Source organism: Microbacterium memoriense (genome assembly GCF_025398275.1).
In the GTDB taxonomy this organism is placed as follows: Bacteria; Actinomycetota; Actinomycetes; order Actinomycetales; family Microbacteriaceae; genus Microbacterium; species Microbacterium memoriense.
The window spans coordinates 58100-84766 of sequence record NZ_JAODOR010000002.1 but is presented as its reverse complement, the minus strand read 5'-3'; the positions used below and the strand labels follow the sequence as shown (position 1 = coordinate 84766).

The 26667-nt window shown below is 69.0% G+C and carries 30 protein-coding genes and 1 tRNA gene; 18 read left to right on the top strand and 13 right to left on the bottom strand.

Translation table 11 applies throughout. The features are described 5' to 3' along the window. The first annotated feature begins 21 nt into the window (after window positions 1-21). Window positions 22-516 carry a MarR family winged helix-turn-helix transcriptional regulator gene (locus tag N4R40_RS01390; protein WP_261605579.1) on the top strand — a complete coding sequence of 165 codons (495 nt, stop codon included), beginning with the start codon at window positions 22-24 and terminating at the stop codon, window positions 514-516. A gap of 6 nt (window positions 517-522) precedes the next feature. Here the strand turns inward: N4R40_RS01390 and N4R40_RS01385 are convergent, their stop codons facing one another. Then, window positions 523-999, bottom strand: a complete 477-nt coding sequence (locus N4R40_RS01385) for a MarR family transcriptional regulator (protein WP_261605578.1) — start codon at window positions 997-999, stop codon at window positions 523-525. 138 nt (window positions 1000-1137) lie between these two features. Between N4R40_RS01385 and N4R40_RS01380 the strand changes: the two genes are divergently transcribed. Beyond that, window positions 1138-1482: a DUF7882 family protein gene (locus N4R40_RS01380; RefSeq protein ID WP_261605577.1), complete on the top strand. Its 345-nt coding sequence runs from the start codon at window positions 1138-1140 to the stop codon at window positions 1480-1482. Continuing rightward, a complete protein-coding gene (locus tag N4R40_RS01375) occupies window positions 1479-1805 on the top strand; it encodes a peptide ABC transporter permease (protein WP_261605576.1) in 327 nt (108 codons plus the stop codon). Before N4R40_RS01380 ends, N4R40_RS01375 begins: the two co-directional genes overlap by 4 nt. Before the next feature lie 16 nt (window positions 1806-1821). Here the strand turns inward: N4R40_RS01375 and N4R40_RS01370 are convergent, their stop codons facing one another. Beyond that, window positions 1822-2163 (bottom strand): protein-L-isoaspartate carboxylmethyltransferase, encoded by a 342-nt coding sequence (locus N4R40_RS01370; RefSeq protein ID WP_261605575.1) that lies wholly within the window; start codon window positions 2161-2163, stop codon window positions 1822-1824. Between the two features lie 124 nt (window positions 2164-2287). On the opposite strand from N4R40_RS01370, the gene N4R40_RS01365 reads away from it, so the two are divergent. Both N4R40_RS01365 and N4R40_RS01360 read left to right on the top strand, forming a co-directional pair. Beyond that, entirely contained in the window at window positions 2288-2815 is a 528-nt protein-coding gene (locus tag N4R40_RS01365) for a hypothetical protein (RefSeq protein ID WP_261605574.1), read from the top strand. Between the two features lie 8 nt (window positions 2816-2823). Further along, the gene (locus N4R40_RS01360) at window positions 2824-4350 is read left to right on the top strand and encodes a polysaccharide deacetylase family protein (protein WP_261605573.1); all 1527 of its coding nucleotides are present in this window, start codon (window positions 2824-2826) and stop codon (window positions 4348-4350) included. A 7-nt stretch (window positions 4351-4357) separates the two neighbouring features. On the opposite strand, the gene N4R40_RS01355 is transcribed toward N4R40_RS01360, so the two are convergent. Both N4R40_RS01355 and N4R40_RS01350 read right to left on the bottom strand, forming a co-directional pair. Further along, a complete protein-coding gene (locus tag N4R40_RS01355) occupies window positions 4358-4717 on the bottom strand; it encodes a histone-like nucleoid-structuring protein Lsr2 (protein ID WP_261605572.1) in 360 nt (119 codons plus the stop codon). 13 nt (window positions 4718-4730) lie between these two features. Next, entirely contained in the window at window positions 4731-5594 is an 864-nt protein-coding gene (locus tag N4R40_RS01350; RefSeq protein ID WP_261605571.1) for a LuxR C-terminal-related transcriptional regulator, read from the bottom strand. Window positions 5595-5719: 125 nt separating this feature from the next. On the opposite strand from N4R40_RS01350, the gene N4R40_RS01345 reads away from it, so the two are divergent. After that, window positions 5720-6070, top strand: coding sequence for a DUF485 domain-containing protein (locus N4R40_RS01345; RefSeq protein ID WP_261605570.1), 351 nt, complete (start codon window positions 5720-5722; stop codon window positions 6068-6070). Beyond that, window positions 6067-7674 carry a solute symporter family protein gene (locus N4R40_RS01340; RefSeq protein WP_261605569.1) on the top strand — a complete coding sequence of 536 codons (1608 nt, stop codon included), beginning with the start codon at window positions 6067-6069 and terminating at the stop codon, window positions 7672-7674. Before N4R40_RS01345 ends, N4R40_RS01340 begins: the two co-directional genes overlap by 4 nt. 75 nt (window positions 7675-7749) lie before the next feature. Here N4R40_RS01340 and N4R40_RS01335 read toward each other — a convergent pair whose 3' ends face one another. Next, window positions 7750-8277, bottom strand: a complete 528-nt coding sequence (locus N4R40_RS01335) for a methylated-DNA--[protein]-cysteine S-methyltransferase (protein WP_261605568.1) — start codon at window positions 8275-8277, stop codon at window positions 7750-7752. 154 nt (window positions 8278-8431) lie between these two features. Here N4R40_RS01335 and N4R40_RS01330 point away from each other — a divergent pair, with 154 nt between their 5' ends. Together N4R40_RS01330 and N4R40_RS01325 are read left to right on the top strand one after the other, a co-directional pair. Next, window positions 8432-12160 carry an AAA family ATPase gene (locus N4R40_RS01330; RefSeq protein WP_407665810.1) on the top strand — a complete coding sequence of 1243 codons (3729 nt, stop codon included), beginning with the start codon at window positions 8432-8434 and terminating at the stop codon, window positions 12158-12160. Further along, complete coding sequence (locus tag N4R40_RS01325) at window positions 12150-12335, top strand: hypothetical protein (RefSeq protein ID WP_261605566.1); 186 nt, start codon at window positions 12150-12152, stop codon at window positions 12333-12335. The genes N4R40_RS01330 and N4R40_RS01325 overlap by 11 nt, the downstream gene beginning before the upstream one ends. A gap of 71 nt (window positions 12336-12406) precedes the next feature. Here N4R40_RS01325 and mscL read toward each other — a convergent pair whose 3' ends face one another. The 3 genes from mscL to N4R40_RS01310 are packed head-to-tail and all read right to left on the bottom strand — an operon-like array spanning window position 12407 to window position 13749. After that, window positions 12407-12814, bottom strand: a complete 408-nt coding sequence (gene mscL / locus N4R40_RS01320; protein ID WP_261605565.1) for a large conductance mechanosensitive channel protein MscL — start codon at window positions 12812-12814, stop codon at window positions 12407-12409. 35 nt (window positions 12815-12849) lie between these two features. Next, window positions 12850-13134: an FmdB family zinc ribbon protein gene (locus tag N4R40_RS01315; protein ID WP_261605564.1), complete on the bottom strand. Its 285-nt coding sequence runs from the start codon at window positions 13132-13134 to the stop codon at window positions 12850-12852. A gap of 18 nt (window positions 13135-13152) precedes the next feature. Further along, the gene (locus N4R40_RS01310) at window positions 13153-13749 is read right to left on the bottom strand and encodes a 5-formyltetrahydrofolate cyclo-ligase (protein ID WP_261605563.1); all 597 of its coding nucleotides are present in this window, start codon (window positions 13747-13749) and stop codon (window positions 13153-13155) included. 83 nt (window positions 13750-13832) lie between these two features. Between N4R40_RS01310 and galU the strand changes: the two genes are divergently transcribed. The 4 genes from galU to N4R40_RS01290 all read left to right on the top strand — a co-directional run bounded on the left by galU (window position 13833) and on the right by N4R40_RS01290 (window position 16510). Beyond that, complete coding sequence (galU, locus tag N4R40_RS01305; RefSeq protein WP_261605562.1) at window positions 13833-14711, top strand: UTP--glucose-1-phosphate uridylyltransferase GalU; 879 nt, start codon at window positions 13833-13835, stop codon at window positions 14709-14711. 25 nt (window positions 14712-14736) lie between these two features. Next, the gene (locus N4R40_RS01300; protein WP_261605561.1) at window positions 14737-15366 is read left to right on the top strand and encodes a GNAT family N-acetyltransferase; all 630 of its coding nucleotides are present in this window, start codon (window positions 14737-14739) and stop codon (window positions 15364-15366) included. 98 nt (window positions 15367-15464) lie between these two features. Next, on the top strand, window positions 15465-16385 hold the full coding sequence (locus N4R40_RS01295; protein ID WP_261605560.1) for a large exoprotein: 921 nt from the start codon (window positions 15465-15467) through the stop codon (window positions 16383-16385). 49 nt (window positions 16386-16434) lie between these two features. Then, window positions 16435-16510 (top strand) — tRNA-Ala (locus tag N4R40_RS01290). A gap of 230 nt (window positions 16511-16740) precedes the next feature. Here the strand turns inward: N4R40_RS01290 and N4R40_RS01285 are convergent. After that, window positions 16741-17814: a Glu/Leu/Phe/Val dehydrogenase family protein gene (locus tag N4R40_RS01285; RefSeq protein ID WP_261605559.1), complete on the bottom strand. Its 1074-nt coding sequence runs from the start codon at window positions 17812-17814 to the stop codon at window positions 16741-16743. 511 nt (window positions 17815-18325) lie between these two features. On the opposite strand from N4R40_RS01285, the gene N4R40_RS01280 reads away from it, so the two are divergent. Continuing rightward, complete coding sequence (locus N4R40_RS01280; RefSeq protein WP_261605558.1) at window positions 18326-19093, top strand: endonuclease domain-containing protein; 768 nt, start codon at window positions 18326-18328, stop codon at window positions 19091-19093. A 161-nt stretch (window positions 19094-19254) separates the two neighbouring features. Next, entirely contained in the window at window positions 19255-19734 is a 480-nt protein-coding gene (locus tag N4R40_RS01275; protein ID WP_261605557.1) for a YbaK/EbsC family protein, read from the top strand. 13 nt (window positions 19735-19747) lie between these two features. Here N4R40_RS01275 and N4R40_RS01270 read toward each other — a convergent pair whose 3' ends face one another. Next, window positions 19748-20551, bottom strand: a complete 804-nt coding sequence (locus N4R40_RS01270; RefSeq protein WP_407665808.1) for an IclR family transcriptional regulator — start codon at window positions 20549-20551, stop codon at window positions 19748-19750. Window positions 20552-20573: 22 nt separating this feature from the next. On the opposite strand from N4R40_RS01270, the gene hutH reads away from it, so the two are divergent. Genes hutH through hutI form a run of 3 tightly spaced genes read left to right on the top strand, consistent with a single transcriptional unit; the run spans window position 20574 to window position 24948 of the window. Next, the gene (hutH, locus tag N4R40_RS01265; RefSeq protein ID WP_261605555.1) at window positions 20574-22130 is read left to right on the top strand and encodes a histidine ammonia-lyase; all 1557 of its coding nucleotides are present in this window, start codon (window positions 20574-20576) and stop codon (window positions 22128-22130) included. Then, window positions 22127-23779: a urocanate hydratase gene (gene hutU, locus N4R40_RS01260; RefSeq protein ID WP_261605554.1), complete on the top strand. Its 1653-nt coding sequence runs from the start codon at window positions 22127-22129 to the stop codon at window positions 23777-23779. Before hutH ends, hutU begins: the two co-directional genes overlap by 4 nt. Then, complete coding sequence (gene hutI, locus N4R40_RS01255) at window positions 23776-24948, top strand: imidazolonepropionase (protein WP_261605553.1); 1173 nt, start codon at window positions 23776-23778, stop codon at window positions 24946-24948. The genes hutU and hutI overlap by 4 nt, the downstream gene beginning before the upstream one ends. Before the next feature lie 6 nt (window positions 24949-24954). Here the strand turns inward: hutI and N4R40_RS01250 are convergent, their stop codons facing one another. The 3 genes from N4R40_RS01250 to N4R40_RS01240 form a co-directional block, all read right to left on the bottom strand. Further along, a complete protein-coding gene (locus tag N4R40_RS01250) occupies window positions 24955-25428 on the bottom strand; it encodes a SixA phosphatase family protein (protein WP_261605552.1) in 474 nt (157 codons plus the stop codon). Beyond that, window positions 25425-26252, bottom strand: coding sequence for an arginase family protein (locus N4R40_RS01245; protein WP_315902481.1), 828 nt, complete (start codon window positions 26250-26252; stop codon window positions 25425-25427). Before N4R40_RS01245 ends, N4R40_RS01250 begins: the two co-directional genes overlap by 4 nt. Before the next feature lie 65 nt (window positions 26253-26317). Continuing rightward, window positions 26318-26665 carry a gamma-glutamylcyclotransferase family protein gene (locus N4R40_RS01240; RefSeq protein WP_261605550.1) on the bottom strand — a complete coding sequence of 116 codons (348 nt, stop codon included), beginning with the start codon at window positions 26663-26665 and terminating at the stop codon, window positions 26318-26320. Between the last annotated feature and the right edge of the window lie 2 nt (window positions 26666-26667).

Genomic DNA, 26667 nt, shown 5'->3' with positions numbered 1-26667 from the left:
CATCCACCAGAATGGTTCTTCGTGACTGGGGAAACCGAAGAGGGCTCGGCGTATTGGTACGCCGACACGGATGAGGCGACCAATGCTGCCGTGCTGCAGGCGCTCCGCAGCTACCGTGCGGCCGAGATGGCGATGCGCCGGCGCACTCAGCAATCCATGGACATGGGCGAGAACGAACTGCTGGTCCTCCGCTACCTCGCACGCGCGAGCAAGCGCGATGAACCGGTCACCCCGGTCCACCTCGCCCGCTACCTCGGCATCACGTCCGCGTCGACGACGGCCCTGCTCGATCGCCTTTCGCGCAGCGGCCACGTCACGCGCATGGCGAACCCGGCCGACCGGCGTAGCATTCTGATCACGTCGAGCGCCAAGGCTGAGGAAGAAGTGCGTCACACGTTGTCGGCGATGCACGCGCGCATGATGGATGTCGTGCGGCCGATGACCGGCGCCGATCGGGCGAGTGTCATCGGCTTCTTGCAGGCGATGCGCGACGCCGTCGACGAGATCGACGCGTAGCGGGTTTCAGCGCGTCGGCGTGAGCTCTGCGGTGGCGTCTGCGGCGTCGGACAGAGAAGAGAAGAACGCGATCACGTCGCGGCGTTCCTCGGCGGACATGTCTGCCATCAGGTCCGCGAGGCGTCCTTCGAAGACCTCATAGGTCGACGCGATCGCCTGCTCCGCATCAGCGGTAGCCTCGATGAAGATGCTGCGCCGGTCGCCCGGATTGCTGGCCCGCACGACCATCCCCGCCTTCTCGAGACGGTCGAGGAGGGCAGTGGTGGATGCCGAGCTCACGCCCAAGTGGCGGGCGATCTCACTCGGCTTCACGTCGTGCTCGCTCGCGCGCTCGCTGAGAAGAAAACGAAGGATCGCCAACTCGTTCTCGCCGAGGCCGGTGTGCGTGCGCACGCGCACGAGCATGGCGGCATCCGCCGCGCGGAATCGTTCGTAGGCACGCAAGACCGCATCCACGGTCTGCACGTCGTCGAGATCGGTCACGTTCACCCCCATGCCGCTTCGGCACATTTCTAGCTACTCGATCGGTTTACTATACACCCGTCGACTATCTCGCTTGACTAACTACTTTTCTTATGAGTAACCTTTCGGAAGAGCAATACCGACCTTGAGGAGCGCAGCATGGGACGTCTCTACTACGGCAACACCACCGACGGGATCGAGATCCCCGACCGTGAGCTCGCACATCTTCGCGTCCTTGCGACGACGAAGTTGCGTCGCTCCGAAAGCTTCTCGGTGTCGTGGACGAGCCGGGACTGCCCCGAAGGACGCTCGACGATCTGGCTGCACTGCTCGATCCCGCTCCGCTTCGAGCTCGACAAGGCCGAAGAAGTCCTCGATCGCCGTTACCTCGAGGAGTTGGCCAACGCCGCCAACAGCTCGGGCGGCGTCACGCTCGACCTCACTGCTGCTGAACCCGTCGCGCGCCCCGTAGCCGTGACGTCCGACCTGCGGAGGGCCGCATGAGCCTCACGATTCCCGGAGTCGCCAGCCCGACCTGGGCGCGCGTCGACGCCGGCCTCTACGTCGTCTCGCGGGCGGGGGAGTACCTCGGCTCGGTCGACCGATCACACAACGGCGCGTACCTGGCCTTCGATGGACGGGCGACGCCGGTCGGTCGCTATGACACGCTGAGCGAAGCCAAGCGTGCGGTGCTGTCGGTGCCCGATCCCGAAGCGGCCCGGCGCGATCGTCAGGCGCAACGCGTGTATCAGCGGGTCGCGGCAGTGTCGGGCGTCGTCGCGGGCGGGCTTGCCTTGACGGCGGGAACGGTCGTTCCGTTCCTCTGAGTCCTGGCGGCGCCGGCTACGAGGAGGCGATCAGTGCTTCGTCGGTCTTCAGCTGCAAATAGGTGCACAGACTCGCCAAGGCCAACAGGTCCTGAGCGAGCTGGGAGACGGCGACGCTGTCGAGGTCGAAAGTTTCTGCACGCGGCTCGAAGGTGACGACCCACTTCGGGATGCCGTCCGAGATCACCGGCTGGATGTAGGTGACGGTCGACACAGTGCGAAGCGTCACGACGACGAGACCCGACTCGGGACCGGCGGTGAAGTCCTTCTCCAGAACGTCGACGGCAGTGTCGACGTGCTGCTCGGAGCGGAACTGCTCCACCCAGGACTGAACCCGGGCTTGATCGCGGTACGGCATAGAACCTCATCTTGACTTCAGTGCCGACAGTGGCACACGTCTATTATGCGTCAGCTGTGCTGTATCCACCGCCACCCGCGTGCCTCCCGGCGGTATCTCCGTGGCGCTGGCAGGATCTTCCGGTGTGGGGGCTTCTCGCGCGCGGGCGTCGGTCGTGGGTGCGACCGTCGCGGGTGCGTTTCTGGTTGCGGCCATCGGTGTGGCGACCGTCACCGTGGGGCCCACGATCTGGTCGGTGGCGACAGCGGAAGTATCGGGGGTCGACACCACCCTCACGCTCGACGCCGAAGGCGCGTCGGCCTCGGTGCCTCTCGACGCGGGGTGGTCGTTTTCTCGTGCATTGTTCGACGACACGCGGGCCACACTTCGCAGCCCCGATGGGGTCATGACGCTTCAGGTGCACCTCTTGGTCGAGGCCGACCCCGAAGCGGCGGCGGCAGCTCAGACGGTTCCGAACGTCGTCTTCGATTCCGAGCCGGTCGGCTCCGTCACCGTCCTCCACGCGCGTACCGATGCGCGATCGACCGTAGGTGCCGTTGTCGAGGAGGGTGCGGTGCTCGCTTTCACGAGCACCGCACCCGAGACGTACGACGCAGAGCTCGCCGCGTTCCTCTCCCGCGTGGAGTTCTCCCGAATTGCGGTGACGCCGTGAGACGGATCGTGACCATTGCCGTATGCGCGCTTGTCGTGGCGAGCCTGACTGCTTGTGCGCCCGAACTCCGGGCGTCGTGGACGCCGGCCGGGTGGGATGTGGACGGGCAGATTGTCGCTGCATCCGTTCCGGGAGGACCGGATGTCGGGGACCCGGCATCCGTCGACACGCTGGATATGAGGCTGCGCAACGACGACATCGGAATCGACGCGCGGTGGGCGGCACTCCCGGGAAACCCGGCGATCAACGCGGTCCTCGAAGGACTCGTGCGCACCGCCGTCTCCGACCGCGCCAGCGTCTCGGGGATGGGCTATCGACCCGAGGTGTTCGACGCCGGCGCAGGGCTCGGCGAGCGTGGGTGTGCGCCCGGCGCGACAACTACCCGGGCGACCGAGGTGCTCGGCGATCGGAGTGGTGTCGTCATCGTCTGCGAGATCGCCCTCGCGCGCGGATCGGTGTTCGCCGAGAGCATCCGCACCGTGACCGGCGTCGATGGCGTCGTTGCGAGCGACGAGACGACAACGATCTACACCGACCTGTCCACGGGCATGGTCGTGACCGGTGCCGACCTGTTCACCGACCCGGCCGCGCTGTGGACGATGACCGTCGACACCCTGCGCCGGACCTTCGGAAGCCTGAGCCTCGCGCCGGTCCGCGCACCCGACGCCGAACAACTCGCGCACTTCGCGGGTGTTCTCGAGCAGGCGAGCTTGCAGGACGGCAAGATCAGCATCCCCGTCCCGGATAGCCTGCACGCGCCCGAGCTCGACGGTCTCGTGCGTTGGCAGGGTCGCAGTCGTGACGAAAAGCGCGCCGTCGAGTTCACCACTGCGGTGGCATCCTCCGCGCTCACCCCGATGGGCCTGGCCGTCGGCGATGCCGTCGGTGCGTACGCAGGTCCGATGAGCGCGGGCTCCGGTTTCGAACGGATGCCCTGCGACCTCGTGCCGTGCATGGCGATGACCCTGGATGACGGCCCCTCGTCGCTCACCCCGGGATTCCTCGATGTGCTCGAGGCCGAACAGTCGGCCGCCACCTTCTTCATGCTCGGCAAGAACGCACAGCGTCACCCCGAGACCGTGGCGCGCGTCGCCGCCGACGGCCACCAGGTCGGCAACCACACGTGGGACCACCCGTATCTCACCGACCTGACCGATGAGCAGGTGCGGGCCCAACTCGGCGACACCCGCGCGCTGTTGCAGCAGTTATCGGGCCAGTCCGTCGGAACCTTCCGGCCACCCGGCGGTTTCATCGACGATCACGTCCTCGCTCTCGCCGCCCAGCCGGCGATCATGTGGAGCGTCGACACGCGGGACTGGGCCGGTCCGAGCGACGAGGAGCTCCTCACGTTCGCGATCGAGCGGCCCGAGCGGAGCACCATCATGCTCATGCACGACATTCAGAACGGCAGTGCGCGGGTCTTCGGTGATGTCGTCGCGGGGCTCCGCGATCGCGGACTCTCCCTCGTGACGATCGATCAGCTGTTCGGGGGAGCGGTCCCCGTCGGCATCGTGCGGCACGGGCCGCTGCTCTGATCGCGGATCAGTGCGCGGCGTCGTACGCGTCGAGAACGGATGCCGGCACGCGCCCACGCTCGGACACGGTGTAGCCGTTCTCGGCCGCCCACGCGCGGATCGGCGCGTAGTCGCGCTGACCGGCTCGCTTCTGCGCCGCCCCGCGCGCACCGCGGCCGCCCGGGGCGCCGCCGCTCCGCGCCGACACCGAGCGCGCGGCCGCGATGAACGGTGCGAACGCAGCACGCAGAGCATCGGCGTTGTCTTCGGTGAGATCGATCTCGTACGCGGTGCCGTCGAGCGAGAACAAGACGGTCTCGCCGGAACCGATCTCCAGAACCGATCCGTCTAGGTCGTCAACGAGCTGATGCACAATTCTGCGGGCCATGGGGGAAGTGTAGTCAGGGGAGGAGCCCGCCACGCCGCGCTCTGGCAACCGCGGCGTGGCGTGTCCCCGCGTCGAGCTTGGCCATCGCCGACTGCAGGTACGACTTGACGGTGCCTTCGCGCAGCGTCAACGTCGCGGCGATCTCTGCGTTGGTCTGACCGAGCGCGGCACAGGAGAGCACATCGAGTTCGCGCCGCGACAAGCGCACGTCGAGGACTTCGGCCGGCTCCGTGTCGTCGCGAGACATCTCCGACAGGCGCGCTTCGAGCACCGACAAGCGCCGCCGGATCGAGGCATCCGGCACATCGGCGGCGATGCCGCGCAGTTCGGCGTACGTCTCGCGGAGCTGTTCGCGCGTCGCCGCATCGACGCGCGGTACCGGAGCGGACGGTGTGGGCGCAGGCAAGAGCGCGAGGCGTTTGTGGACTTCATCCCGCACGCGCAGTTCGGTCGCGAGGTCTCCGGCGACCTGCAACGCTGTGCGCGCGGTGCCCTCACCGAAGGGTGCCGGCATCCATGATCCGCAATACAAGACGCCGCGGGCGCGACCGGCGAGGAGAATAGGCACCGCGAAGAGGGTCGAGATGCCCTCACCCAGCACGGCGCGGTCGTAGTCGTGCGTGATGTTGCGGGATGACCGGTAGTCGAGGGCGAGCCGCGGACGCTTCTCGACGAGAGCGCGTCCGCCGAGACCGCGTGACGCGTGGACGACGAGCCCCGACAGGTGTTGCGTGCGATTTCCGACGACGGACGTGACTTCGACCATGTTGGCGGTTTCGAACCCGCCGAAAGCAACGGGGAATCCGGTGCGCTGGGCGAGGTCGCCCACGGCCCGAGAGAGTAACTCGGTCTCGCTGGCGAGGGCGGGGAGTGCCATCGCTCTACCTACTTCCGGGGGTGACGGCCACGTCACCCGTTTCGTAGCGTCGAGGCTACCACGCGACCCGTCGAGGAAGACCGGCCGCACGAGCACACGCTCACCCCATGAGGCAAGGAGGCCACATGTCACCGTCCCCCACCGATGCCGCCCCACCGGGAGGCATCGACTACGTCGCGGTCGAAGGATCGCCGCGGTTCGTCGAACTCAAGAAGAAGCACCGCAGTTTCGTCTGGCCCCTCACGGTCGCCTTCATCGTCTGGTACTTCGTCTTCGTCCTGCTGTCGTCGTTTGCGACCGAGTTCATGTCGACCCGGGTCTGGGGTGACATCACCGTCGGGCTCCTGATGGGCCTCGGACAGTTCGTCACGACCTTCGCGATCACCATGTGGTACGTCTCGTACGCCAACCGCACGCTGGACCCCATCTCGTCGGAGATCCGCGGCGACCTCGAGCGACAGGAGGCGGGCCAATGACGCTCGCAGCCGCACCGACCAGCGGCGCGAACGACCCGGTACTCAACATCGCGATCTTCGGCGCCTTCGTGGCCGTGACGCTGTTCATCGTCATCCGCGCCAGTCGCAACAACAAAACGGCCGCGGACTACTACGCGGCCGGTCGCTCGTTCACCGGTCCGCAGAACGGGTTCGCGATCGCCGGGGACTACCTCTCGGCGGCATCGTTCCTCGGTATCGTCGGCGCGATCGCGATCAACGGATACGACGGTTTCCTGTACTCCATCGGGTTCCTGGTCGCGTGGCTCGTCGCTCTCCTTCTCGTCGCCGAGCTCATGCGCAACACCGGCAAATTCACGATGGCCGATGTGCTCTCATTCCGGCTCAAGCAGGGGCCGGTCCGGATGGCGGCGGCTCTGACGACCCTCGCGGTCTGCTTCTTCTATCTGCTCGCGCAGATGGCCGGTGCCGGGGGACTCGTCTCATTGCTGCTCGGGATCAACGACAAGATCGGACAGTCCGTCGTCGTCGCCGTCGTCGGTGTGCTGATGATCGTCTACGTCCTGATCGGTGGCATGAAGGGTACGACCTGGGTGCAGATCGTGAAGGCATTCCTTCTCATCGGCGGCGCGATCGTCATGACCATCTGGGTTCTGGCGATCAACGGGTTCAACCTCAACACGCTGCTCGAATCGGCCGTGGCTGCCTCGACCACCGACCCGAAGGACGCGATCCTCGGACCCGGGCTGCAGTACGGCCAGAACCCGTGGGACTTCATCTCGCTCGCCATCGCGCTCGTCCTCGGTACGGCGGGTCTGCCGCACGTGCTCATGCGCTTCTACACCGTGCCGACCGCGAAGGAAGCGCGTCGCTCTGTCGTCTGGGCGATCTGGCTGATCGGCCTGTTCTACCTGCTGACGCTCGTGCTCGGCTACGGCGCGGGCGCGCTCGTCGGACCGGACGTGATCAAAGCAGCGCCGGGTGGTGTGAATTCGGCCGCGCCACTGCTCGCGCAAGCGCTCGGCGGGCCGTTGCTGCTCGGCTTCATCTCGGCGGTCGCGTTCGCGACGATCCTCGCGGTCGTCGCCGGACTCACGATCACGGCGGCCGCCTCGTTCGCGCACGATATCTACGCGAACGTCGTCAAGAAGGGCAACGTCCCGCCGGACGGCGAAGTCAAGGTCGCCCGCCGCACCGTGATCGTCATCGGGATCCTCGCGGTCATCGGCGGCATCGGCGTGCAAGGGCAGAACGTGGCGTTCCTCGTGGCGCTGGCCTTCGCGGTGGCGGCCTCGGCCAACCTGCCGACGATCATCTATTCGCTCTTCTGGCGCAAGTTCACGACCCGCGGTGCGGTGTGGAGCATGTACGGAGGCCTTGCGGCAGCCGTCATCCTCATCGTGCTCTCGCCCGTGTTCTGGGGCACCGAGACGAGCGTGTTCAAGAACGTCGGCACGGCGATCTGGCCGCTCAACAACCCCGGGATCGTCTCGATCCCGCTCGGGTTCTTCCTCGGCTGGCTGGGGTCTGTGACTTCGACCCGCAAGGAAAGCCCGGAGAAGGCCGCGGAGATGGAGGTACGGTCGCTGACCGGTTACGGCGCGGAAAAGGCCGTGGATCACTGATCCGCTGACAACGATCGACACAGCGAGGCCGGGGTGATGTCGTCACCCCGGCCTCGCTCGGTGCCGTCCGGCGGCCTACACGCCGGACGGGTCGGCGGCGGCGACGCGCTCTTCGAGGTCGAGGAGATAGCGCTTCCGCTCGGGATGTCCGCCGTACTCGCCGATCGAGCCGTCGCTGCGGACGACGCGGTGGGCCGGGATCACGAGCGAGATCGGGGTGCGCGCACACGCCGAGCCCACCGCACGGTTCGCACCGGGTGAGCCCGCCTCGATGGCGATCTCGGCGTACGACGCCGTCTGCCCGAAGGGGATGCGGGTGACCGCCTCGAGCGCGGCACGCACGAACCCGGTGGTCACGCCGAGATCGAGCGGCAGATCGAAGCGCCGCCGCTCTCCCGCGAAGTACTCGTCGAGCTGCGTGCGCACGTCCGCGGTGGCCGCGGCATCCGCGACCGGCACGGCATGCCGCAGGAGGCCGATCCGTTGCACGGCGTCGCCGGCCGGGCCCTCGAGGAACTCCAGGTGGGCGAGGCCCTCATCGGTGACGACGATGAGGGCCTCGCCGATCGGTGTCGGGTGCACCGAAAACGCTGCGTGGGTCATGCCTCCATGATGACCGGATGCCCGCGCGTCACCTGTCGCTCCGCCTCGATCGGTGGACAGTCGGTCACAACACCCGGTTGGGGAGGAAGCTCTGCGGCCCAATTGCGGCGATATCGGCCGGTCTACCGCGATTCTTACCAGGGGGAAGCCTAAGGTGGCACGTGTGTGGCGAGCAGATGGCGGAGCTGTGCGAGGCGTGAACGAGGCCGAGCACGAGATTTCGGTGTCCCCAGGCGACCTCGATCTGTCCGAACCCGGGGTGACTGTGCAACATGTCGCGGCCTCCGAACGGGGGCGTATCAGGGAAGAGGCAGCGCAGCTGGGTGGCCTCTCGACGCTGCTGCACTACACCGACGTGGGCGACGCGGGCATCGACATCACGAAAGCGCACCCGGGCAGCTTGCCGCAGTTCATCACCGGGCGCTCGACGCTCCTCTCCAACCTCTTCCGCGATGAAGTGGCGTTGCGCACGGCCCGCATCGCTGCGGAGCGCATCGCTGCCAAAGACGTCGAACTCCGCACGACGCGGGGCCTGGACACCGTCAACCTCGCTGTCGGGGTGGCCGCGTGGCGGATCGGCGGCGTTCCGTACGCCGCACCGGTTCTGCTCCGACCGCTGGCGATCCGTCGTCATCACACCGACTTCGATCTGAAGCTGCACGGCGCCTTCACCATCAATCCCGAGCTTGTCGAAGCCGCCCGCACGCACTTCGGCATCGTGATCGACGGCCGCGCCCTCGCCGCGCTCGCTGACGAGGGCGGGCTGTTCAAGCCGCAACCCGTGATCGATCACCTCCGCGCCCTCACGGCTCACATCGACACCTTCACGGTGCAGCCGCGGCTCGTCGTGTCCACCTTCGCCGACGTCGCCGGTGCGATGGAGCGGGATGCCGCTGACCTCGACCATCCCTTCCTCAATGCGCTCGCCGGACACGTCTCCGACCGCGAGGCCGTCTCGCTCGTGCGCGGCCTGCCGAAGATCATCGGCGCGGATGACCGGCCTCCGGCGTCTGACCGCCTGCTCCTCGATGCCGATGCCGAGCAGGAAGCCGTCCTCGCTCGTATCGCGACGGGACAGTCCCTTGCCGTCCACACGTTGCCGGGTACCGGCGGCACGCAGACCGTCATCAACGCGGTCGGCGAACTCGTGCGCGCCGGCAAGCGGGTCCTCGTCGTCAGCGCTCGACGATCGACCCTCGAGGGCGTGCGTCACCGCCTCGCCGGCATCGGCCTGCCGGGTCTCGCCGTCTCGCCCGGTCAGCTGCGCCGCGACCTCATCCGCGCCATCGCGCGGAACGAAAAGGCCGTGCCTCCCAAGGTCGCCGATGTCGACGACGCCCTCGTGCGCCTGCGAACCGTGCTGCGCGATTATCGCGTTTCGCTGACGCACCGGCATCCGCAGATCGGCGTCTCACCCCTCGAGGCGCTCCGCACCCTCACGACGATCGCCGCCGGAGTCCCGCAGCCGAGCGCGCAGACGCGCTTCGACCTCGCCACCCTCCGCACGCTCAGCACACGCCGCGCCGAAGCTGCCACGACCCTGTCGACGGCAGCGCGGTTGGGCGAATTCCGCTTCGGTCCCGACGACTCACCGTGGTACGGCGTCGCGTTCGCGACTACGGAAGAGGCACGGTCGGCGCACGCGCTCGCCGGGCGTCTGCACCGAACCGACGTGCCCTCGATCCTCGAGCGTGGGTACGAGCTGATCGGTCAGACCCGGATGCGGCCGTTCGCGACCGTCAGCGAGCTCGGCGGCTACATCCAGCTCCTGCAGGGCATTCGCGCGTCGCTCGACCGCTTCAGCATGACCGTCTTCGAGCGTCCGCTGGACGAGCTCATCCAGGCGCACGGGCCGCGGCGCGATTCGTCCACGATGTCGGGTCCGCAGCGTCGTCGGCTCAAGCACCTGTCGAAGGAGTATGTCCGCCCGGGCATGCACATCACCGACATGCACGAAGCACTTCTGCGCGTGCAGCAGCAACGTGCCCAATGGGAGCGGCTGGTGGATGCCGGCGTCACCCCCGAGATCCCGCTCGGGCTCGACGACGTCGCCACCGCGTGGCAGCGAGTGAACGCCGATCTCGGTGAACTCGATGGCGCGCTCGGCCGCACCGATGCCCTTGCCGCGCTGCCGATCCCGCAGTTGCTCCGCACGATCGCCGGTCTGGCCGCCGAGTCGGACGTGTTCGACAACCTGGTGGAGCGGGCGACCCTCCGCGGAGAACTCGCGGCCATGGGTCTCGAGCCGTTGCTGACCGAACTGTCGATGCGCCACGTGCCGGAAGGCGATGTCGCCGCCGAATTCGAGTTCGCCTGGTGGCAGTCGGCTCTCGAAGCGATGCTGCGCTCGGATCGCGCTCTCCTCGGTGCCAACACGTCGGTCGTCGATCGCCTCGAGCGCGACTATCGGCTGGTCGACGAAGCGCACGCCGGCTCGGCCGGGCCCCTGCTTGCGGCCGAGCTCGCGACCCGCTGGAAGATCTCGATCGTCGATGAGGCGAATGAGACCTCGGCGCTGAAGCACGCGCTGCGCGGCAACTCGGCCACCACGGCCGAGATCGTGCGGGCCGCTCCGACGCTCCTTCGCACCCTCGCGCCCGTGTGGCTCGCCTCACCGTACGAAGTGCCGGCGATCCCGGATGCCGTCGTCTTCGACGTCGTCATCATCGCCGATGCGGCCGCACTGTGCCTGAGCGAAGCCGCACCGGCCCTCCGCCGTGGTCGCCAGGTCGTCGTCTTCGGTGACCCCGTCACGCAGAAGCCGACCCCGTTCCGGATTTCGGCCGGCATGCCCGCCGACGACGAAGACGAACCCGAGGTTCCGTTCGACGACGTGAGTGTGTTCGCGCGCCTCGCCGAGCTCATCCCGGTCGAGACGCTGACCCGCAGCTACCGCGCCGGGGGCGAAGACCTCGCCCAGCTTGTGAACGATGCGTTCTACGGCGGGGAGATCGTCTCGTTGCCGTGGGCCGGCTCGTACCTCGGGCGCGGCAGCCTGAGTGTCGACTACGTCGAAGGCGGCACAGGAACGCCCGATCCGATCACCGGCGCCGTCGAGAGCCCGGATGCCGAGCTCGCCCGCGTCGTCACGCTGGTCGTCGAGCACGCCGTCAATCGCCCCACGGAGTCCCTCATGGTGGTCACGGCATCCACCCGGCACGCCGAGCGTGTGCGCGCAGCGGTCGCCGCGGCCTTCGCCGGGCGCTCCGACGTCGCGGACTTCGTCGGCCGCGACACGGCCGAGCCGTTCGCGGTGCTCGGACTCGAGGAATCGGTCGCCGAGAGCCGCGATCGCGTGATCTTCTCGCTCGGATTCGGCTTGACCAAGCACGGCCGCGTTCTCAGCGACTTCGGTGACCTGTCGGGCCCCGACGGCGAGCGTCTGCTCACGGTCGGGATGACCCGCGCGCGTCGGTCGATGGTGATCGTCTCGTCGATCCGTCCGTCGGCCTTCGACGAAGGACGCCTGGAATCGGGCGCCGCGACCCTCATGACGATCCTCGGCGGGATCGCCGCCCGCGCCCGCGAATCGCGCCTGGAAGATCTCGCCGACCCGCTCACGCTCACGCTGGCGCAGCATCTGCGCAGCCTCGGGGTCTCGGTCGATGTGGATTATCACGGCCGCCTGCCGCTCGTCGCGCAGTACAAGGGCAAGGCCGTCGTCACCGAGAGTGATTCGGATGCGATCGGCGAGAGCCTGCGCGAGACCCTGCGTCTGCGCCCGCAGATCCTGCGGCGTCTGGGCTGGCACTACATCCGTGTGCACGCCTTCGACCTGTACAGCGACCCGGCCGGCGTGGCATCGCGCATCGCGGCGATCCTCGGCGTGCAACCCGAGACGCCCACCGCGCAGACCCCCACCCAGCCGATCGATGTCCCCTGACCGTCAGCGCATCGTCCGGGTGCAGGGCCGTCGGCGCGCACAGCTGACGCCCGCGCCCGGGACGATCCCCGAGCCGGTGAAGGCCGATGAGGCGGCCGCGCCGGTTGCGGAGAGGCCGTCGGAGTCCGGGCCCAACGACGAGCGCCTGCGGCTCGACGTCCCCCCGCACTATTGAGGCGGTTGCGTCTCCGGGGGGATCTCGCCGGCGCTGCGGGCCGGTGTATCGATCAGCGGGGGATTGGCCGCTCAGGCGCGCTCGCGCTCCAGCAGGTCGCGGATCTGGATGAGCAGCTCCTGCTCGGTGGGAAGCTTGGCCTCTTCCTCGACGACGCCCGCCTTCGCGGCCTGGCGTGCCTTGAAGTGGTTCATCGGCAGGACGAACACGAAGTAGACCACGAGCGCGACCGCGAGGAAGCTGATGACCGCGCTGACGAGGCCCCCGATCGGGAAGGTGACCGGTCCGTGGAGCCCCTGGATCGTGGGTCCGACCGCACCGGTCGCTTCGTCGGCCTTCCACACGAGCTCAATGAGCGGCGTGATGATCGCGGCAACGATCGCGTTGACGACGGCGGTGAAGGCCGCGCCGATGACGACAGCGACCGCGAGGTCGATGACATTGCCGCGCATGATGAATTCTTTGAAGCCCTGAATCATGTCAGCGACCTTTCTGGGTGGTGGCGGCTGCCGGCTTACGATCCCGACGACGCGGGCGAGGTTTTCGCCTCAGTTTTCGATGATGTCGAAGTTGTCGTCGACGCGCTACCCCCTCCGCCGCTGACACTGGCGCTGGGGGCCGCCGCACGCGAATCGGTGCGATAGAAGCCGCCCCCGTTGAAGGTGACCCCGATCGAGCCGTACTGCTTGCGCAGGGCGCCACCGCACTCGGGGCACTCGGTCAGTGTCGCGTCCGAGAACGACTGGACGGCGTCGAAACGGTGGCCGCAGTGCGTGCAGGCATAGGCGTAGGTGGGCATGGGTCCTCGGTGGGGGGTTCAGCGCCGGTGCGGCGCGAGGGTGACAGTACGAGTGGGGGTGACGACGCCCGTGACGGGCTGGTCGTGGAGGTCGCGGGGCACGTCATCGACCAGTTCGGAGTCGAAGATCACGGCGTAGACAGGCGGGCAGTGCTCCATCGACCCGAGCGTCTTGTCGAAGTATCCGCGCCCCCATCCCAAACGCATGCCGGTGCGATCGACGGCTGCGGCGGGGATCACGAGAAGGTCGACATCGTTGACCGCGAGCGGGCTCAGAACCTCACCGGTCGGCTCGGGCATGCCGAAGAGTCCGTCGGCGATCTCGCCGTCAGGATCGGCGACCGCCCAGTCGAGCAAACCGTCGACGCGGGTGATCGGTAGCAGTACGCGGATGCCGCGGGCCACCGCATCGCGGATGAACTCCTGGGTGCCGGGCTCGGTCGGAGACGAGAGGAAGCAGGACAGCGAGCGGGCACCGAGCTCATCGACGAGGGCGTCGAGCTGCTCTTTCACGCCGGCTGCGGCAGTCTCATGTGCCGCTTCGGAGCGCAGCTGTCGGCGTTCGCGTAGGTCGGCGCGGAGTGCGCGCTTCGCGTCGTCGATGCCGTCCGTCATGGTCCGATTGTAGGCGGCGAACGTGTGGTCGTCTGTTTCGCCCGCGATACGTCACCGTCACAGGTGCTGGGTAGGGTGGTCCCATGAGCCGCACTCCCATCAAGGCCGTCATCCCCGCCGCGGGACTGGGCACTCGCTTCCTTCCGGCAACCAAGGCGATGCCGAAGGAAATGCTTCCTGTCGTCGACAAGCCGGCGATCCAATACGTCGTCGAAGAGGCGGTCGCCGCCGGGATCGACGACGTCCTGATCATTCTCGGGCGCAACAAGAACAACATCTCCAATCACTTCGACTCGATGCCCGAGCTCGAATCCAATCTGCTCAAGAAGGGCGATCAGGAGAAGCTCGATCGCGTCTTGCACTCCAACGACCTCGCCGACATCCACTACGTGCGTCAGGGCGAGCCCAAGGGGCTCGGTCACGCCGTGCTCCGCGCGCGCAACCACGTCGGCGACTCCACGTTCGCCGTGCTGCTCGGCGACGACCTGATCGACGAGCGCGACCCGCTGTTGCCGAAGATGCTCGCCGAGAATGCGGCATCCGGACTCACCGTCGTCGCCCTCATGGAGGTCGACCCGGAGCACATCCACATGTACGGCGCGGCGGCCGTCGAGCCGACCGATGACCCCGACGTCGTGCGGGTGACGGGTCTCGTGGAGAAGCCCAACAAAGAAGACGCGCCGTCCAACTACGCCGTCATCGGGCGGTACGTGCTCACCCCGGGCGTGTTCGACATCCTCGAGCGCACCGAACCGGGCAAGGGCGGCGAGATCCAGCTGACCGACGCGCTGCAGGAGCTCGCCACGACCGACGGCGTGCTCGGCGTCGTGTTCCGCGGTCGCCGCTACGACACCGGCGATAGAGTGGACTACATCAAGGCCATCGTGCAGTTGGCTGCGGACCGTACGGACCTCGGACCCGACCTGCGCCCCTGGCTGAAGGACTTCGCGGCGCAGCTCTGACGTCGCCTCGCCGAGGGGGAAGACCGTGGACCTGACGGTACCTCGGCAGCACGGGCCGATCTCGATCCGACTGGTCAAGCAACGCGATGCGCGGGTCATCCAGAACGAGTTGCTCAGCAACCGCGGATGGTTGCGCCCGTGGGAGGCCACGAGCCCGGACGGGCCGGTCTCGTTCGACATGCGCTCCGGCATTCGCCGTCTGCTGCAGCAGTACCGCGACGGCGGGGGGATCCCGCTCGTCATGGAGTACAACGGTGACATCGCCGGCCAGCTGAACGTCTGGGGGATCGCGCGCGGCTCTTTGGCCTCGGCGACGATCGGCTACTGGGTGAGCGAGCGGTTCGCCGGACTGGACATCACGCCCACCAGTGTGGCGCTGGCCACCGACCTGTGCTTCCGCGAAATGCGGCTGCACCGGATGGAGATCTGCATCCGTCCCGAGAACGTCGCGAGCCTGCGTGTCGTCGAAAAGCTCGGCTTCCGCTACGAAGGTCTGCGGCGACGGTTCATCCACATCGCGGGGGACTGGCGCGACCACTATGTGTTCGCCCTCGTGCGGGAGGACGTCCCCGAGGGAGTGCTGGAGCGGTGGATCTCCGGGCGCGTTCCCGCGGATGCTGCCGCCATCCCGCCGGCGGATCGCCTGCCGATCTGACCTCACGCCGCTGTCCGCGACCTTCAACCTCGAGTCGAACTTCAGACACGCGGTCGGATGACCGGGTCTCGCGGGCGTCGGGACCTAGCGTGGTCCCCATGGGTGGGCAGGTTCTCGGAGGCGGCGTGGTCGTCCTCGTCGCGGTCGTGCTGTGGCTCGTCTATCTGCTGCCGTCGTGGCACGGCAGGCATCAGTACAACGCCGCCGAACGCAACGCCGTCCGCCTGAGCCAGGCGCTTCGCGTGCTCGCCGAAACGAGCGAAACGCCCCGTGAAGTGCAACTCGAACTCAACGCGCGCACGGCGCTGGCGCAACAGCGGCTCGCTCGCCGCGTGCAGTCCGAACGCGAGCACGCACAGCTCGAGAACGCGAAAGCGGAGCTGGCCGTCGAACGTGCCCAGGCACGGATGGATGCCGCCCTCGCCCGCGAGCGCGCTGCCGCCGAAGCCGCCGCTGCGTCAGCCGTTCCCGCTGTCCGTCGAGCTCGCGCGCGTCGCCGCGCGCGCCTCGGTGCCACCGCCGTCGGGCTGGTCGCCGTCGCACTGGCGGTCTGGGGCGCGATCGATCTGATCTTCACCGGGTCGCAGCTTCTGCTGTGGTCGGCCGTCGCTGTCGCCGGTGCATCCGTGCTCATGCTGCAGCGCATGGCGACCGTGCAGCGCCGCTCGGTGCAGCGCGAGACCGTCGCGATGGCGCCGCGACTCGCCGGCGATGTGCAAGACGTCTCGCTGTCGTCTGACCGCGTCGCATGGACACCTCGGGAGCTTCCGCGGCCGCTGACAGCGTCCGCTGGATCACGCGCCGCCGCTGTCCTCGACCAAGCAGAAGCGCGCGAGGCCCTCCGTCGCGCCGCGGTCGACGAAGCAATGCGTGCCCGCGCGGAACGCGCTCGCCCCACGTCTCTGGAAGCCGCGCGCGCGGCACGCATCGACGAGTTCGCCGGGGGCGCTGCCGCCGGAGACGACGCGATCGAAGCACACGTCCGGCAGCTCCTCGAGCGCCGCGCCTCCGGCCAGTGAGCCGAGTTCAGGTAGCCCGCGGCGGCGTGATAGCCTGACGGAGGTTCACGGGCCTATGGCGCAGTTGGTAGCGCGCCTCGTTCGCATCGAGGAGGTCAGGAGTTCGAATCTCCTTAGGTCCACCAACGCAGAAATGCCCCCGCTTGCGGGGGCGTTTCTGCGTTAACGGTGCCGTGATTCGAACTCGGCGGAGATCCGCGTCGCGTCGGCCGCATCGACGGTCTCACCGCGCGCGGAGCATCTCGCAGACGAGGGTGCGCGGCGCTGCCTGGTCCGCGACGACAAGGCCGCGCCCACTGTGTACCTACGGGTCCACGGTAACGCGCGCGGGCGGTCGGATCGTACGCTCAGACGGTCACGCCGGCACGGGTTGCCGTGTGGCCGCCTCCAGTCGCTCTGCGGCCAGTGCCTCCGCAGCCGCGAGCGGGGTGACCCCACGGGCATCCGCGTCCGCGAACACGCGGCGCACGGTGTCGCCGATCGCCGCGACCCGATCCATCGTTTCTGCCCGCGTGCGCTCGTGGCGGGCTTCGCCGTCGAGATAGACGACGCCGCCGGCGTTCACCACGAAGTCGGGTGCGTACACGATGCCGCGCGCGGCGAGCCGGTCGGCGCCGGATCGGTGGGCGAGCGGGTTGTTCGCCGGGCCGCACACGGCGCGTGCGCCGAGGCTGTCGATGACCTCGTCGGTGAGGATCCCGCCGATCCCGGCCGGCACGAAGACGTCGGCTGGGAGCAGGTGCTCGGCACCGGGTTCGGCCCATTCCGCGCCGAGATCAGCCGCGAGGGAGCGCGCGGCCGGATTGATGTCGGTGACCGTGAGTCGGGCGCCCTCGGCGCTCAGTCGCACGGCGAGGCGGCTGCCGACCTGACCGAGACCCGAGATCGTGAAGGACCTCCCGGCGACGTCTGGTGATCCGGTGAGGCGTTCGAGTGTCGCGCGGAGCGACTCGTAGACGCCGAGGCTCGTGGGCCCGGCCGGTTCTCCCGAACCGCCCACCGTATCGGGGAGTCCGACGACGTGATCGGTGCGTTCGCTGACGACCAGCATGTCCTGCGTCGTCGAGCCGACATCCTCCGCGGTACGGTACAGCCCGCCGAGCGACTCGACCGCGTCTCCCAGATCGAGGTAGGCCGCGCGCCGACGCTCGGGGTCGAGCGTCGTGCCGGGCGGCAGACAGATCACGGACTTGCCTCCGCCGGCATCCAGACCTGCCGCCGCATTTTTCAGCGTCATCGCGGCCGACAAACGCAGGGCATCGCCGAGGGCGTCGGTCCAGTGCGGATAGGTCCACAGGCGCGCCCCGCCGAGAGCGGGACCGAGGGCCGACGAGTGCACCGCGACGATGATCACCAGTCCGCTGCGGCGGCCCGTGATCACCTCCACGCGCTCGTGGGAGAAATCGGGCAGGGGCATGGTGTGCGTCATCGCATCCTCTTTCGGCTGGCCTTGTGGGCTGTGCTCTGTGGGCACCGCGGCGTTGCGGTACTCCCTTCCATTGTGCCTCGTCTCGGCCAGTGGGTGGGTCGGCGGGGTCGTTGCCGGCAGAAGCCGTGCGGGCCGGTTGCGGGCGTGCGGGCGTGTTGCGGGCGTGCGGGCAACAGGAGATTCTGTGCCGAGGGGGTCCTGGAACGCGGATTTCTCCGGGGGACCGACCAATTCTCCTGTGGACGTCACGCGGGCGGGTAGCGAGGGGAGGGGGCGAGCGCCCGGAGTCTCCTCCCCAGGTCCGTATTCGGCTCAACGATCCACAGATGGGGGCTTCCGGGGTCTTCGGGATGGTCCCGCGGGCGATCGTGGTCAGATGTCGCACCGTCTTCCGCTCTGTCGCGAGAGTCGCCCCATCGCGTCGGCGTACATCGCCCGGCGTCGGAGGCGGAGGGATTCCCTTCCCGGACAATGGCCGGTGGTGACGCGGGCCGAGCTCCGGGCGCAGGGGATGACATCTCGTGACATCGCGGACGCCGTGCAGGCGGGGCAACTCGTCCGTCCCTGGAAGAATGCCTACCTGCGTGCGGACGTCGACGAGTCCTGCCGCCGCGCGGTCGCCGCGGGTGGCCGGCTCGCGTGCGTATCGGAGCTCATCCGGTGGGGCGTGTTCGTGCTGGATCACTCCGCGCTGCACATCGCGGTGCCCAAGACCAGTTCGCGCCTTCCTGCTACTCATTCCGGTGTCCGTAGACACTGGACTCTGACGTCCGCGGACGGGTGGGCCAGCGTCGCAATCGTCGACGCGCTGGTGCAAGCCATGGTGTGCCAACCCGTGCGTGCCGCGATCGCGACGCTGGACTCCGCGCTGCACCTCGGGCTCATCGACGCAGATCAGCTCCACGTGGTGCTGGGGTCGCTTCCCCGTCGCCTGCGCATCGTGCGTCGGCTGTTCGACGCGCGTGCCGAGTCGGGAGCAGAGACCTTCATGCGGCTGATCCTGAGGACCCTCGGGTGCGCGTTCGCCCTGCAGGTGGTCATCGTCACCGTCGGAAGGGTCGACTTCGTCGTCGATGGCTGGCTGATCGTCGAATGCGACAGCAAGGCTCATCACGCGAGTTGGGAGCAGCAACGAGAGGACCGACGCCGCGACCAGGCGGCGGCGGCGCTCGGGTTCGCGACCTATCGGCCGATTGCCGAGGACATCTTCTGGCACGCGGAATCGGTCGTCGCGGCGTTGCGCGGTCTGCTCGCCCTGCGCTCCACGGTGCTGGCCTGACGGGTCCCGGCGCCGGCCGGCGCACGCCGCTGGCTGTTCCGCCTACAGGACTTTTCGCCCCAGATGCCGCCGCGACGGCTCCAGAGGCGGCTCGGGGACGAATTCTCCTGTCGGCGGAACGTGGACCGTGCCCGGTAGGAGGGCTGGATAGGCTCGACGCCATGAGTGCCGAGAACCTCCCCACCCGCAGTCGGCTGGTCCACGACGCGCTGCGCGCCGCGGGTATCGCCGGAGAGATCATCGTCCTTCCCGATGCCGCCGCCACCGCCGTGCTCGCGGCCGAAGCTCTCGGAGTGGAGGTCGGGGCAATCGCCAACAGCCTGGTGTTCTGGTCCGACGGCGAGGCGCTGCTCGTCATGACGAGCGGGGCGCACCGAGTCGACACCGCGGCGCTCGCGGCGAGACTCGGGCGCGGGAAGATCCAGCGGGCCACGGCCGAACAGGTGCGCGAAGCGACCGGACAGGCGATCGGTGGGGTCGCCCCCACCGGACACCCCGCGCGGCTTCCGACGATCGTCGACGAGGCGCTTGCCGAGTTCTCCGAGATCTGGGCGGCCGGCGGCACGCCCCACACGGTGTTCCCGCTCAGCTATGACGAACTGGTTCGGCTCACAGCGGGCACGGTTGCGAAGGTCGACTGAGGTCACCTCACGGTCACTGGGCGCCGTACAGGCGTCGCGTGAGGTCGGCCGCCGCGTCTCCCACGAGCAGCGCCACCTCGGCGCCGTCACGCCCGCTGTCCTCCGGCCACGTCACCGCGAGCGCCGCCGCCGGCCATCCGGTGTGGTCTCGGACCGCGACCGCGACCGAACGCAGCCCCAGCGTGACCTCGCCGTCCTCGGTGGCGAGCCCTTCCGCGCGCACGGCGCGGAGCACCTCGCGCAACTCGCCGGGGCGACGCGGCCCTCGGCCCGTGCGGTCGGCGAACGCGGCCGCGTCCGGGTAGAGCGCGCGTACTTGCTCCCGGGGGAGGAGAGCGAGCATGGCACGGCCGGTCGCGGTCAGATGCGCCGGAAGCCGGACTCCGACGTCGGTCACGAGCGCCGGCCGGCGGGGCGCCCTCTCCTCGACGATGTAGAGCACATCACGCCCGATCATCACGGCAAGATGGGCGTTCTCTCCAGCATGATCGGCGAGAGACGCGACAAGCGGACGGCCGAGCCGGGCGAGTGGTTGCTGGCGCGCATAACCGCCCGCGAGCTCGAAAGCGGCGGCGCCGAGTCCCCACCGACGCTCCGATTCCAGGTGCACGACGAACCCGTGCGCGGCCATCGCGGCCAGCAGGTGATACAGGCTCGATCGCGGGATCTCGAGCGAATCGGCTATCGTCCGTGCGGCAACCGGACCGCGTTGCCGCGCCAGGAACGAGAGCACGCGCAGGGTTTGGTCGGCGGCAGGCACTTGCGCGGTGTCTGGGATCACAGACACAGGATCGCACGAGCCGGTGGCATCCGGCATCCACTCGGAGTGGAATCAGACCATGCCCACCCCTGTCACCCTCGGCGCGCACCCGCTCACGATCGACGAGCTCGTCGCCGTCGCCCGCGAGGGAGCGCCGGTCGAGATCGATCCCGCCGCGATCGTGCGGGTCGCCGCGGCGCGTGCGCTCGTCGAGCAGCTGGCCGACGACCCCGATCCGCACTACGGAATCTCGACCGGATTCGGTGCGTTGGCGACGACGTTCATCGCCCCCGAACGCCGCCGCCAGCTGCAGGCGAGCCTCATCCGCTCGCACGCGGCGGGCACCGGCGCCGAGGTCGAGCGCGAAGTGATCCGCGCGCTCATGGCTCTGCGCCTGCAGACCCTGGCCTCGGGGCGCACCGGAGTCCGACCCGTCGTCGTGGAGACCTATGCCGCGATGCTCAACGCCGGGATCACCCCGATCGTGCGCGAATACGGATCGCTCGGATGCTCGGGCGATCTCGCGCCGCTCGCCCACGTCGCGCTCGCCGCGATGGGGGAGGGCACGGTGCGCGGCGAGGGTGAGGGCGATGACGAGATGGATGCCGCCGCCGCCCTCGCCGCGGCCGGCATCGCGCCGCTCGTGCTCGAGGAAAAGGAGGGACTCGCACTCATCAACGGCACCGACGGGATGCTGGGCATGCTCGCGCTGGCCCTCCACGATCTCGATACGCTCCTCACGACCGCCGACCTGACCGCCGCGATCTCGATCGAGAGTCAACTCGGCACCGACGCGGTGTTCGCCGACGATCTCATGGCGCTGCGACCTCAGGCGGGACAAGCCGCGTCAGCAGCGAACCTCCGGGCGTTCCTCGCCGGATCCCCGATCGTCGCGAGTCACCGCGACCCGGCCGTCTGCACCCGCGTGCAGGACGCCTACTCGCTGCGCTGCTCACCCCAGGTGCACGGGGCCGCGCGGGACACTGCCCAGCACGCCCGCATGATCGCGACGCGGGAGCTCGCGGCATCCGTCGACAACCCCGTGATCACGGCGGACGGCCGGGTGGAGTCCAACGGCAACTTCCACGGCGCACCGGTCGCGTACGTCCTCGACTTCCTCGCGATCGCCGTCGCCGATCTCGCCTCGATCGCCGAGCGCCGCACCGACCGCGCCCTCGATCCTGCGCGCAGCCACGGGCTCCCCCCGTTCCTCGCCGACGAAGTGGGCGTCGACTCGGGACTCATGATCGCCCAATATGCCGCGGCAGGCATCGTCTCGGAACTCAAGCGCCTGGCCGTGCCCGCATCGGTCGATTCGATCCCGTCTTCAGCGATGCAGGAAGACCACGTCTCGATGGGGTGGGCAGCCGCGCGCAAGCTCCGCCGCGGGATCGACGGACTCGCCCGTGTGCTGGCGATCGAACTCGTCACCGGATGCCGTGCCCTCGACCTTCGTGCCCCGCTGCAGCCCGGAGCCGCCACCGGTGCTACGCGGGATGTCCTGCGGGTCGTGGTCGCCGGGCCCGGTCCGGATCGTTTCGTCTCGCCCGACATCGAAGCGGCCACGGCGCTCGTCCTCTCGGGCGCCATCGCGGCAGCCGCCACCGCCCAGATCTCCTCGGAGGACCCGTCATGACCGCACCTCGACAGCCGATCCGGGCCCCGCGCGGACCCGAGCGCACCGCGAAGAGCTGGGGCGCCGAGGCCGCCAAACGCATGCTGATGAACAACCTCGACCCCGATGTCGCCGAGCATCCCGAAGACCTCGTCGTGTACGGCGGCACGGGGAAAGCTGCCCGCAACTGGGCGGCGTACGACGCGATCATCCGCACGCTCGACGAACTCGAGCCGGACGAGACCCTCCTCGTGCAATCCGGCAAGCCGGTCGGCGTCTTCCGCACGCACGAGTGGGCGCCGCGCGTGCTGATCGCGAACTCGAACCTCGTCGGGGATTGGGCGACGTGGCCCGAGTTCCGGCGACTCGAAGAGCTCGGCCTCACGATGTACGGGCAGATGACGGCCGGATCGTGGATCTACATCGGCACGCAGGGGATCCTCCAGGGCACGTACGAGACGTTTGCCGCGGTCGCGCGCTCGCTCGACCGCGAGGACCTTTCCGGCACGCTCACCCTCACGGCGGGCGCCGGGGGCATGGGCGGGGCGCAACCGCTCGCGGTCACGATGAACGGTGGCGCGGTGCTCATCGTCGATGTCGATGAGTCGCGGCTGCGGCGTCGCGTCGACCACGGATACCTCGACGAGTACACGACCGATCTCGACGCCGCCGCCGCGCGGGTCTCCGCCGCTCGGGATGCGGGTCGGGCGCTCAGCGTCGGCGTCGTCGGAAACGCCGCCGAGATCTTCCCCGAGCTGCTCCGCCGCGGAGTGCGCATCGACATCGTGACCGATCAGACGAGCGCGCACGACCCGCTCGCGTACCTTCCGATCGGGGTGTCGATGCGCGAGTGGAAGGAGATGGCGGCGTCGGACCCGGATGCCTTCACCGACCGCGCTCGAGCCTCGATGGCGGTGCATGTCGCGGCGATGGTCGGCTTTCTGGACGAGGGCGCCGCGGTCTTCGATTACGGCAACTCGCTCCGGCGCGAGGCCGAGCTCGGCGGGTGCGAGCGGGCGTTCGCGTTCCCCGGGTTCGTGCCCGCCTACATCCGCCCCTTGTTCGCGGAAGGACGCGGACCCTTCCGGTGGGTCGCGTTGTCCGGAGACCCGGACGACATCGCCAAGACCGATCGCGCCGTCGCCGCGCTCTTCCCCGAGGATGCGGCGCTGCACCGCTGGCTCGAGAAGGCCGGTTCGACGGTCCACTTCGAGGGGTTGCCGGCGCGGATCTGCTGGCTCGGCTACCAGGAGCGCCACCTCGCCGGCCTGAAGTTCAACGAGATGGTCGCGTCGGGGGAGCTCGCGGGGCCCATCGTCATCGGGCGTGATCATCTCGACGCGGGCTCGGTCGCCTCGCCGTACCGCGAGACCGAGGCGATGGCGGACGGTTCGGACGCGATCGCCGACTGGCCGTTGCTCAACGCGCTGCTGAACACAGCATCCGGGGCGTCGTGGGTCTCGATCCATCACGGCGGCGGCGTCGGTATCGGGCGATCGATCCATGCCGGTCAGGTGACTGTCGCCGATGGGACGCCGCTCGCCGCCGAGAAGCTCGCCCGCGTGCTCACGAATGACCCGGGAACGGGCGTCATGCGCCACGTGGATGCCGGCTACGACCGGGCACGCGAGGTCGCGCGCGAGCGCGGACTGAAAGTGCCGATGCTGTGACCACGACCCTGATCACCCACATCGGCGAGCTGACGACGAACGTCGCCACCCCCGCCGATCCCTGTGGCACGCGGCACGATGCCGCCGTGCTGATCGCCGACGGCCGCATCGCCTGGACCGGCCCCGCCGCCGACGCCCCCGGCGAAGAGGAGCGGCGGGTCGTAGATGCGCGCGGGCGCGCGGTGTTGCCGGGGTTCGTCGACAGCCACACACATGTCGTGTTCGGCGGGGATCGGGCTGATGAGTTCGAAGCGCGGATGGCGGGGCAGGCGTATGCCGCTGGCGGCATTCGCCGCACCGTCGCGGCGACCCGTGCGGCATCCGATGACGAACTGCGGGTCCGACTGGCCGGATTCGTCGCGGAGATGCAGGCGCAGGGCACGACGACCTTCGAGGTCAAGACTGGATACGACCTCACCATGTCCGGCGAGGAGCGGCTCGCGCGCCTCGCCGCCGAAGTGACCCCCGAGGTCACCTTCCTCGGGGCTCACGTCGTCCCCGCCGAGTACGTCGACGACCGCGCCGCCTACGTCGACCTCGTCTGCGGGGTGATGTTGGATGCCGTCCGACCGCACGCCCGGTGGATCGATGTGTTCTGCGAGACCGGAGCGTTCACGCCCGCCGAGACCGAGCGGATCCTGCGGGCCGGGATCGCCGCGGGGCTCCGGCCCCGCGTGCACGGCAACCAACTCGGCGCGGGCGACGGGGCCCGTCTTGCCGCCGCGCTCGGGGCGGCATCCGTCGATCACTGCACCTATTTGAGTGATGCCGACGTTGCCGCGCTCGCCGCGGGCGACACCGTCGCGACCCTTCTCCCGGGCGTCGAGTTCTCGACCCGGCATCCGTACCCGGACGCGCGACGGCTGCTCGACGCGGGAGTCACCGTGGCCCTCGCGAGCGACTGCAATCCGGGCACGAGCTTCACGACGTCGATTCCCCTCATGATCGCCCTCGCCGTCCGCGAGATGGGGATGACGGTCGCCGAGGCCGTCTGGGCCGCGACCGCCGGCGGCGCACGCGCCCTCGAACGCACGGATGTCGGGGCGCTCGCCGTCGGCATGCGCGCCGACCTCGTGATCCTCGACGCCCCGACCCGGACGCATCTCGCCTATCGGCCGGGCGTGCCGCTCGTTCACGCCGTCTACAAGGACGGGATCGCGCTGCGCTGAACGGGCTCAGCGTCCGGGGGCATCGAAAGACCAGGCATCCGGGTCGATCGCCGTCGCGACGTCCCACTCGGGCGTCTCCCACCGGAAGGTCGCGACCGCGCACGTCGGCATGTGGCCGATGTCGCCGTCCGAGAGCCCGGCAGCCAGCATCGTCATCCCCGGATCGTGCGCGACGATCATGACCGATTCGACCCCGCGCTCTGCGGCGGCGGCCAACAGCGTCTTCGGCGCCGAACCGTAGAGTTCGGACGACAGCTCAGGGTCGAGCTCGAACCGTGCGCCGAAGAAGCCGGCCGTCGTCCGTGCGCGGAGGGCAGTCGAGGCGAGGATCGCGTCGATCGTGATCCCGGTCGCCGCGAGCCGCTCTGCCATCGCGGGGGCATCGCGCAGACCGCGGGGATTCAGCGGGCGTTCGTGGTCGTCGAGCTCAGGGGTGCCCCAGTCGCTCTTCGCGTGCCGCACCAGGATGAGGGTCGTCATATCGTCGCCTTTCGCGTGTGGAGTCCCGCGAGCAGTTCCAGCACGCACAGCGCCGCGAGCCGCACCGTCCGACCGTCGGGAGCGTCGGCCGTCGCATCGACTTCGACGATGTCGGCAGTGCGCACGCGCGGATCGCCCGACACCGCGCGGACGAGAGCGCGGAGTTCCCACGCCTGCAGACCGCCGGGCACGGATGCCGGGCACCCCGGCGCGACGGCGCGATCGCAGACGTCCACGTCGATGTCGAGATGGATGCCACCCTCCCCGGCCCCGGCGACCGCGAGTGCCTCGGCAGCGACATCGGCGAGCCCGCGGCGGCGAACGTCGTCGACCGTGATGACCGTGATCCCGAGATCTGCGGCGCGCCGGGCGTACGCGGCGGAATTGGCGAAGTCTGCGATGCCGACCTGCACGATCCGCGCGGAGTCGAGCCCGTCGTCGACGAGCCGACGCACGGGCGAGCCGTTGGACACCCCGTCGCGCAGATCGAAGTGGGCGTCGAGCGTGATGAGTCCGCCGGCATCCGCTCCCTGCGTCACGGCGTAGGTGATCGAGTTGTCGCCGCCGAGCGCGATCACGAGCGCTGCCTGAGCGGCGAGCGTCCGCACGCGTTCCCGCAGCGCGGCCTCACCCGCAGGGCCGTCCGCGTCGACGTCGCCGACGTCCGCGATCCGCAGGAGTGCGCCGAGATCGACGGGCGGCGGGCCGATCAGGGTCGGACTGAAACGGCGCAGTGCCGCGCGCACGGCCGCCGGTGTCGCGTGCGCGCCGGTCGGCGACAGGGACGTGCGGAACGCGGGCGCGCCGAGCAGCACCGCATCCATCTCCTCGTCGGACGGAACGGGCCAGTCGCCGGCGCGCGGCCAGAGATCGTCGTGGGAGAACGCCATCAGCCGACGTAGACCCAGGCCGACCGGCCGCTGCCGAGCATCACGCGCTCGCGCCGGTACAGCTGCACTTCGTACTCGTCGGCGGCGTCGATCTCATCGAGTGTGACGTGCAGGACCTTGCCGACCACCTTGTCGAGGGGGTTGCCGGTGTGTCGGATGACGGGGTGGACCGAGAGCCCTGACACATCGACGACGCGTTGGTCGGTGATTTCGGTGTAGTCGATCGTGTAGCAGGGCAAGGTGTCGCCTTCGCCCGCCACGATGCGTCCGAACGTGTCGAGTTGCACCTCGGCGAATTGGAGCGTGCCGTAGGTGAACAACAGCTCGTCGTCCGGTCCCTCGCTCACGA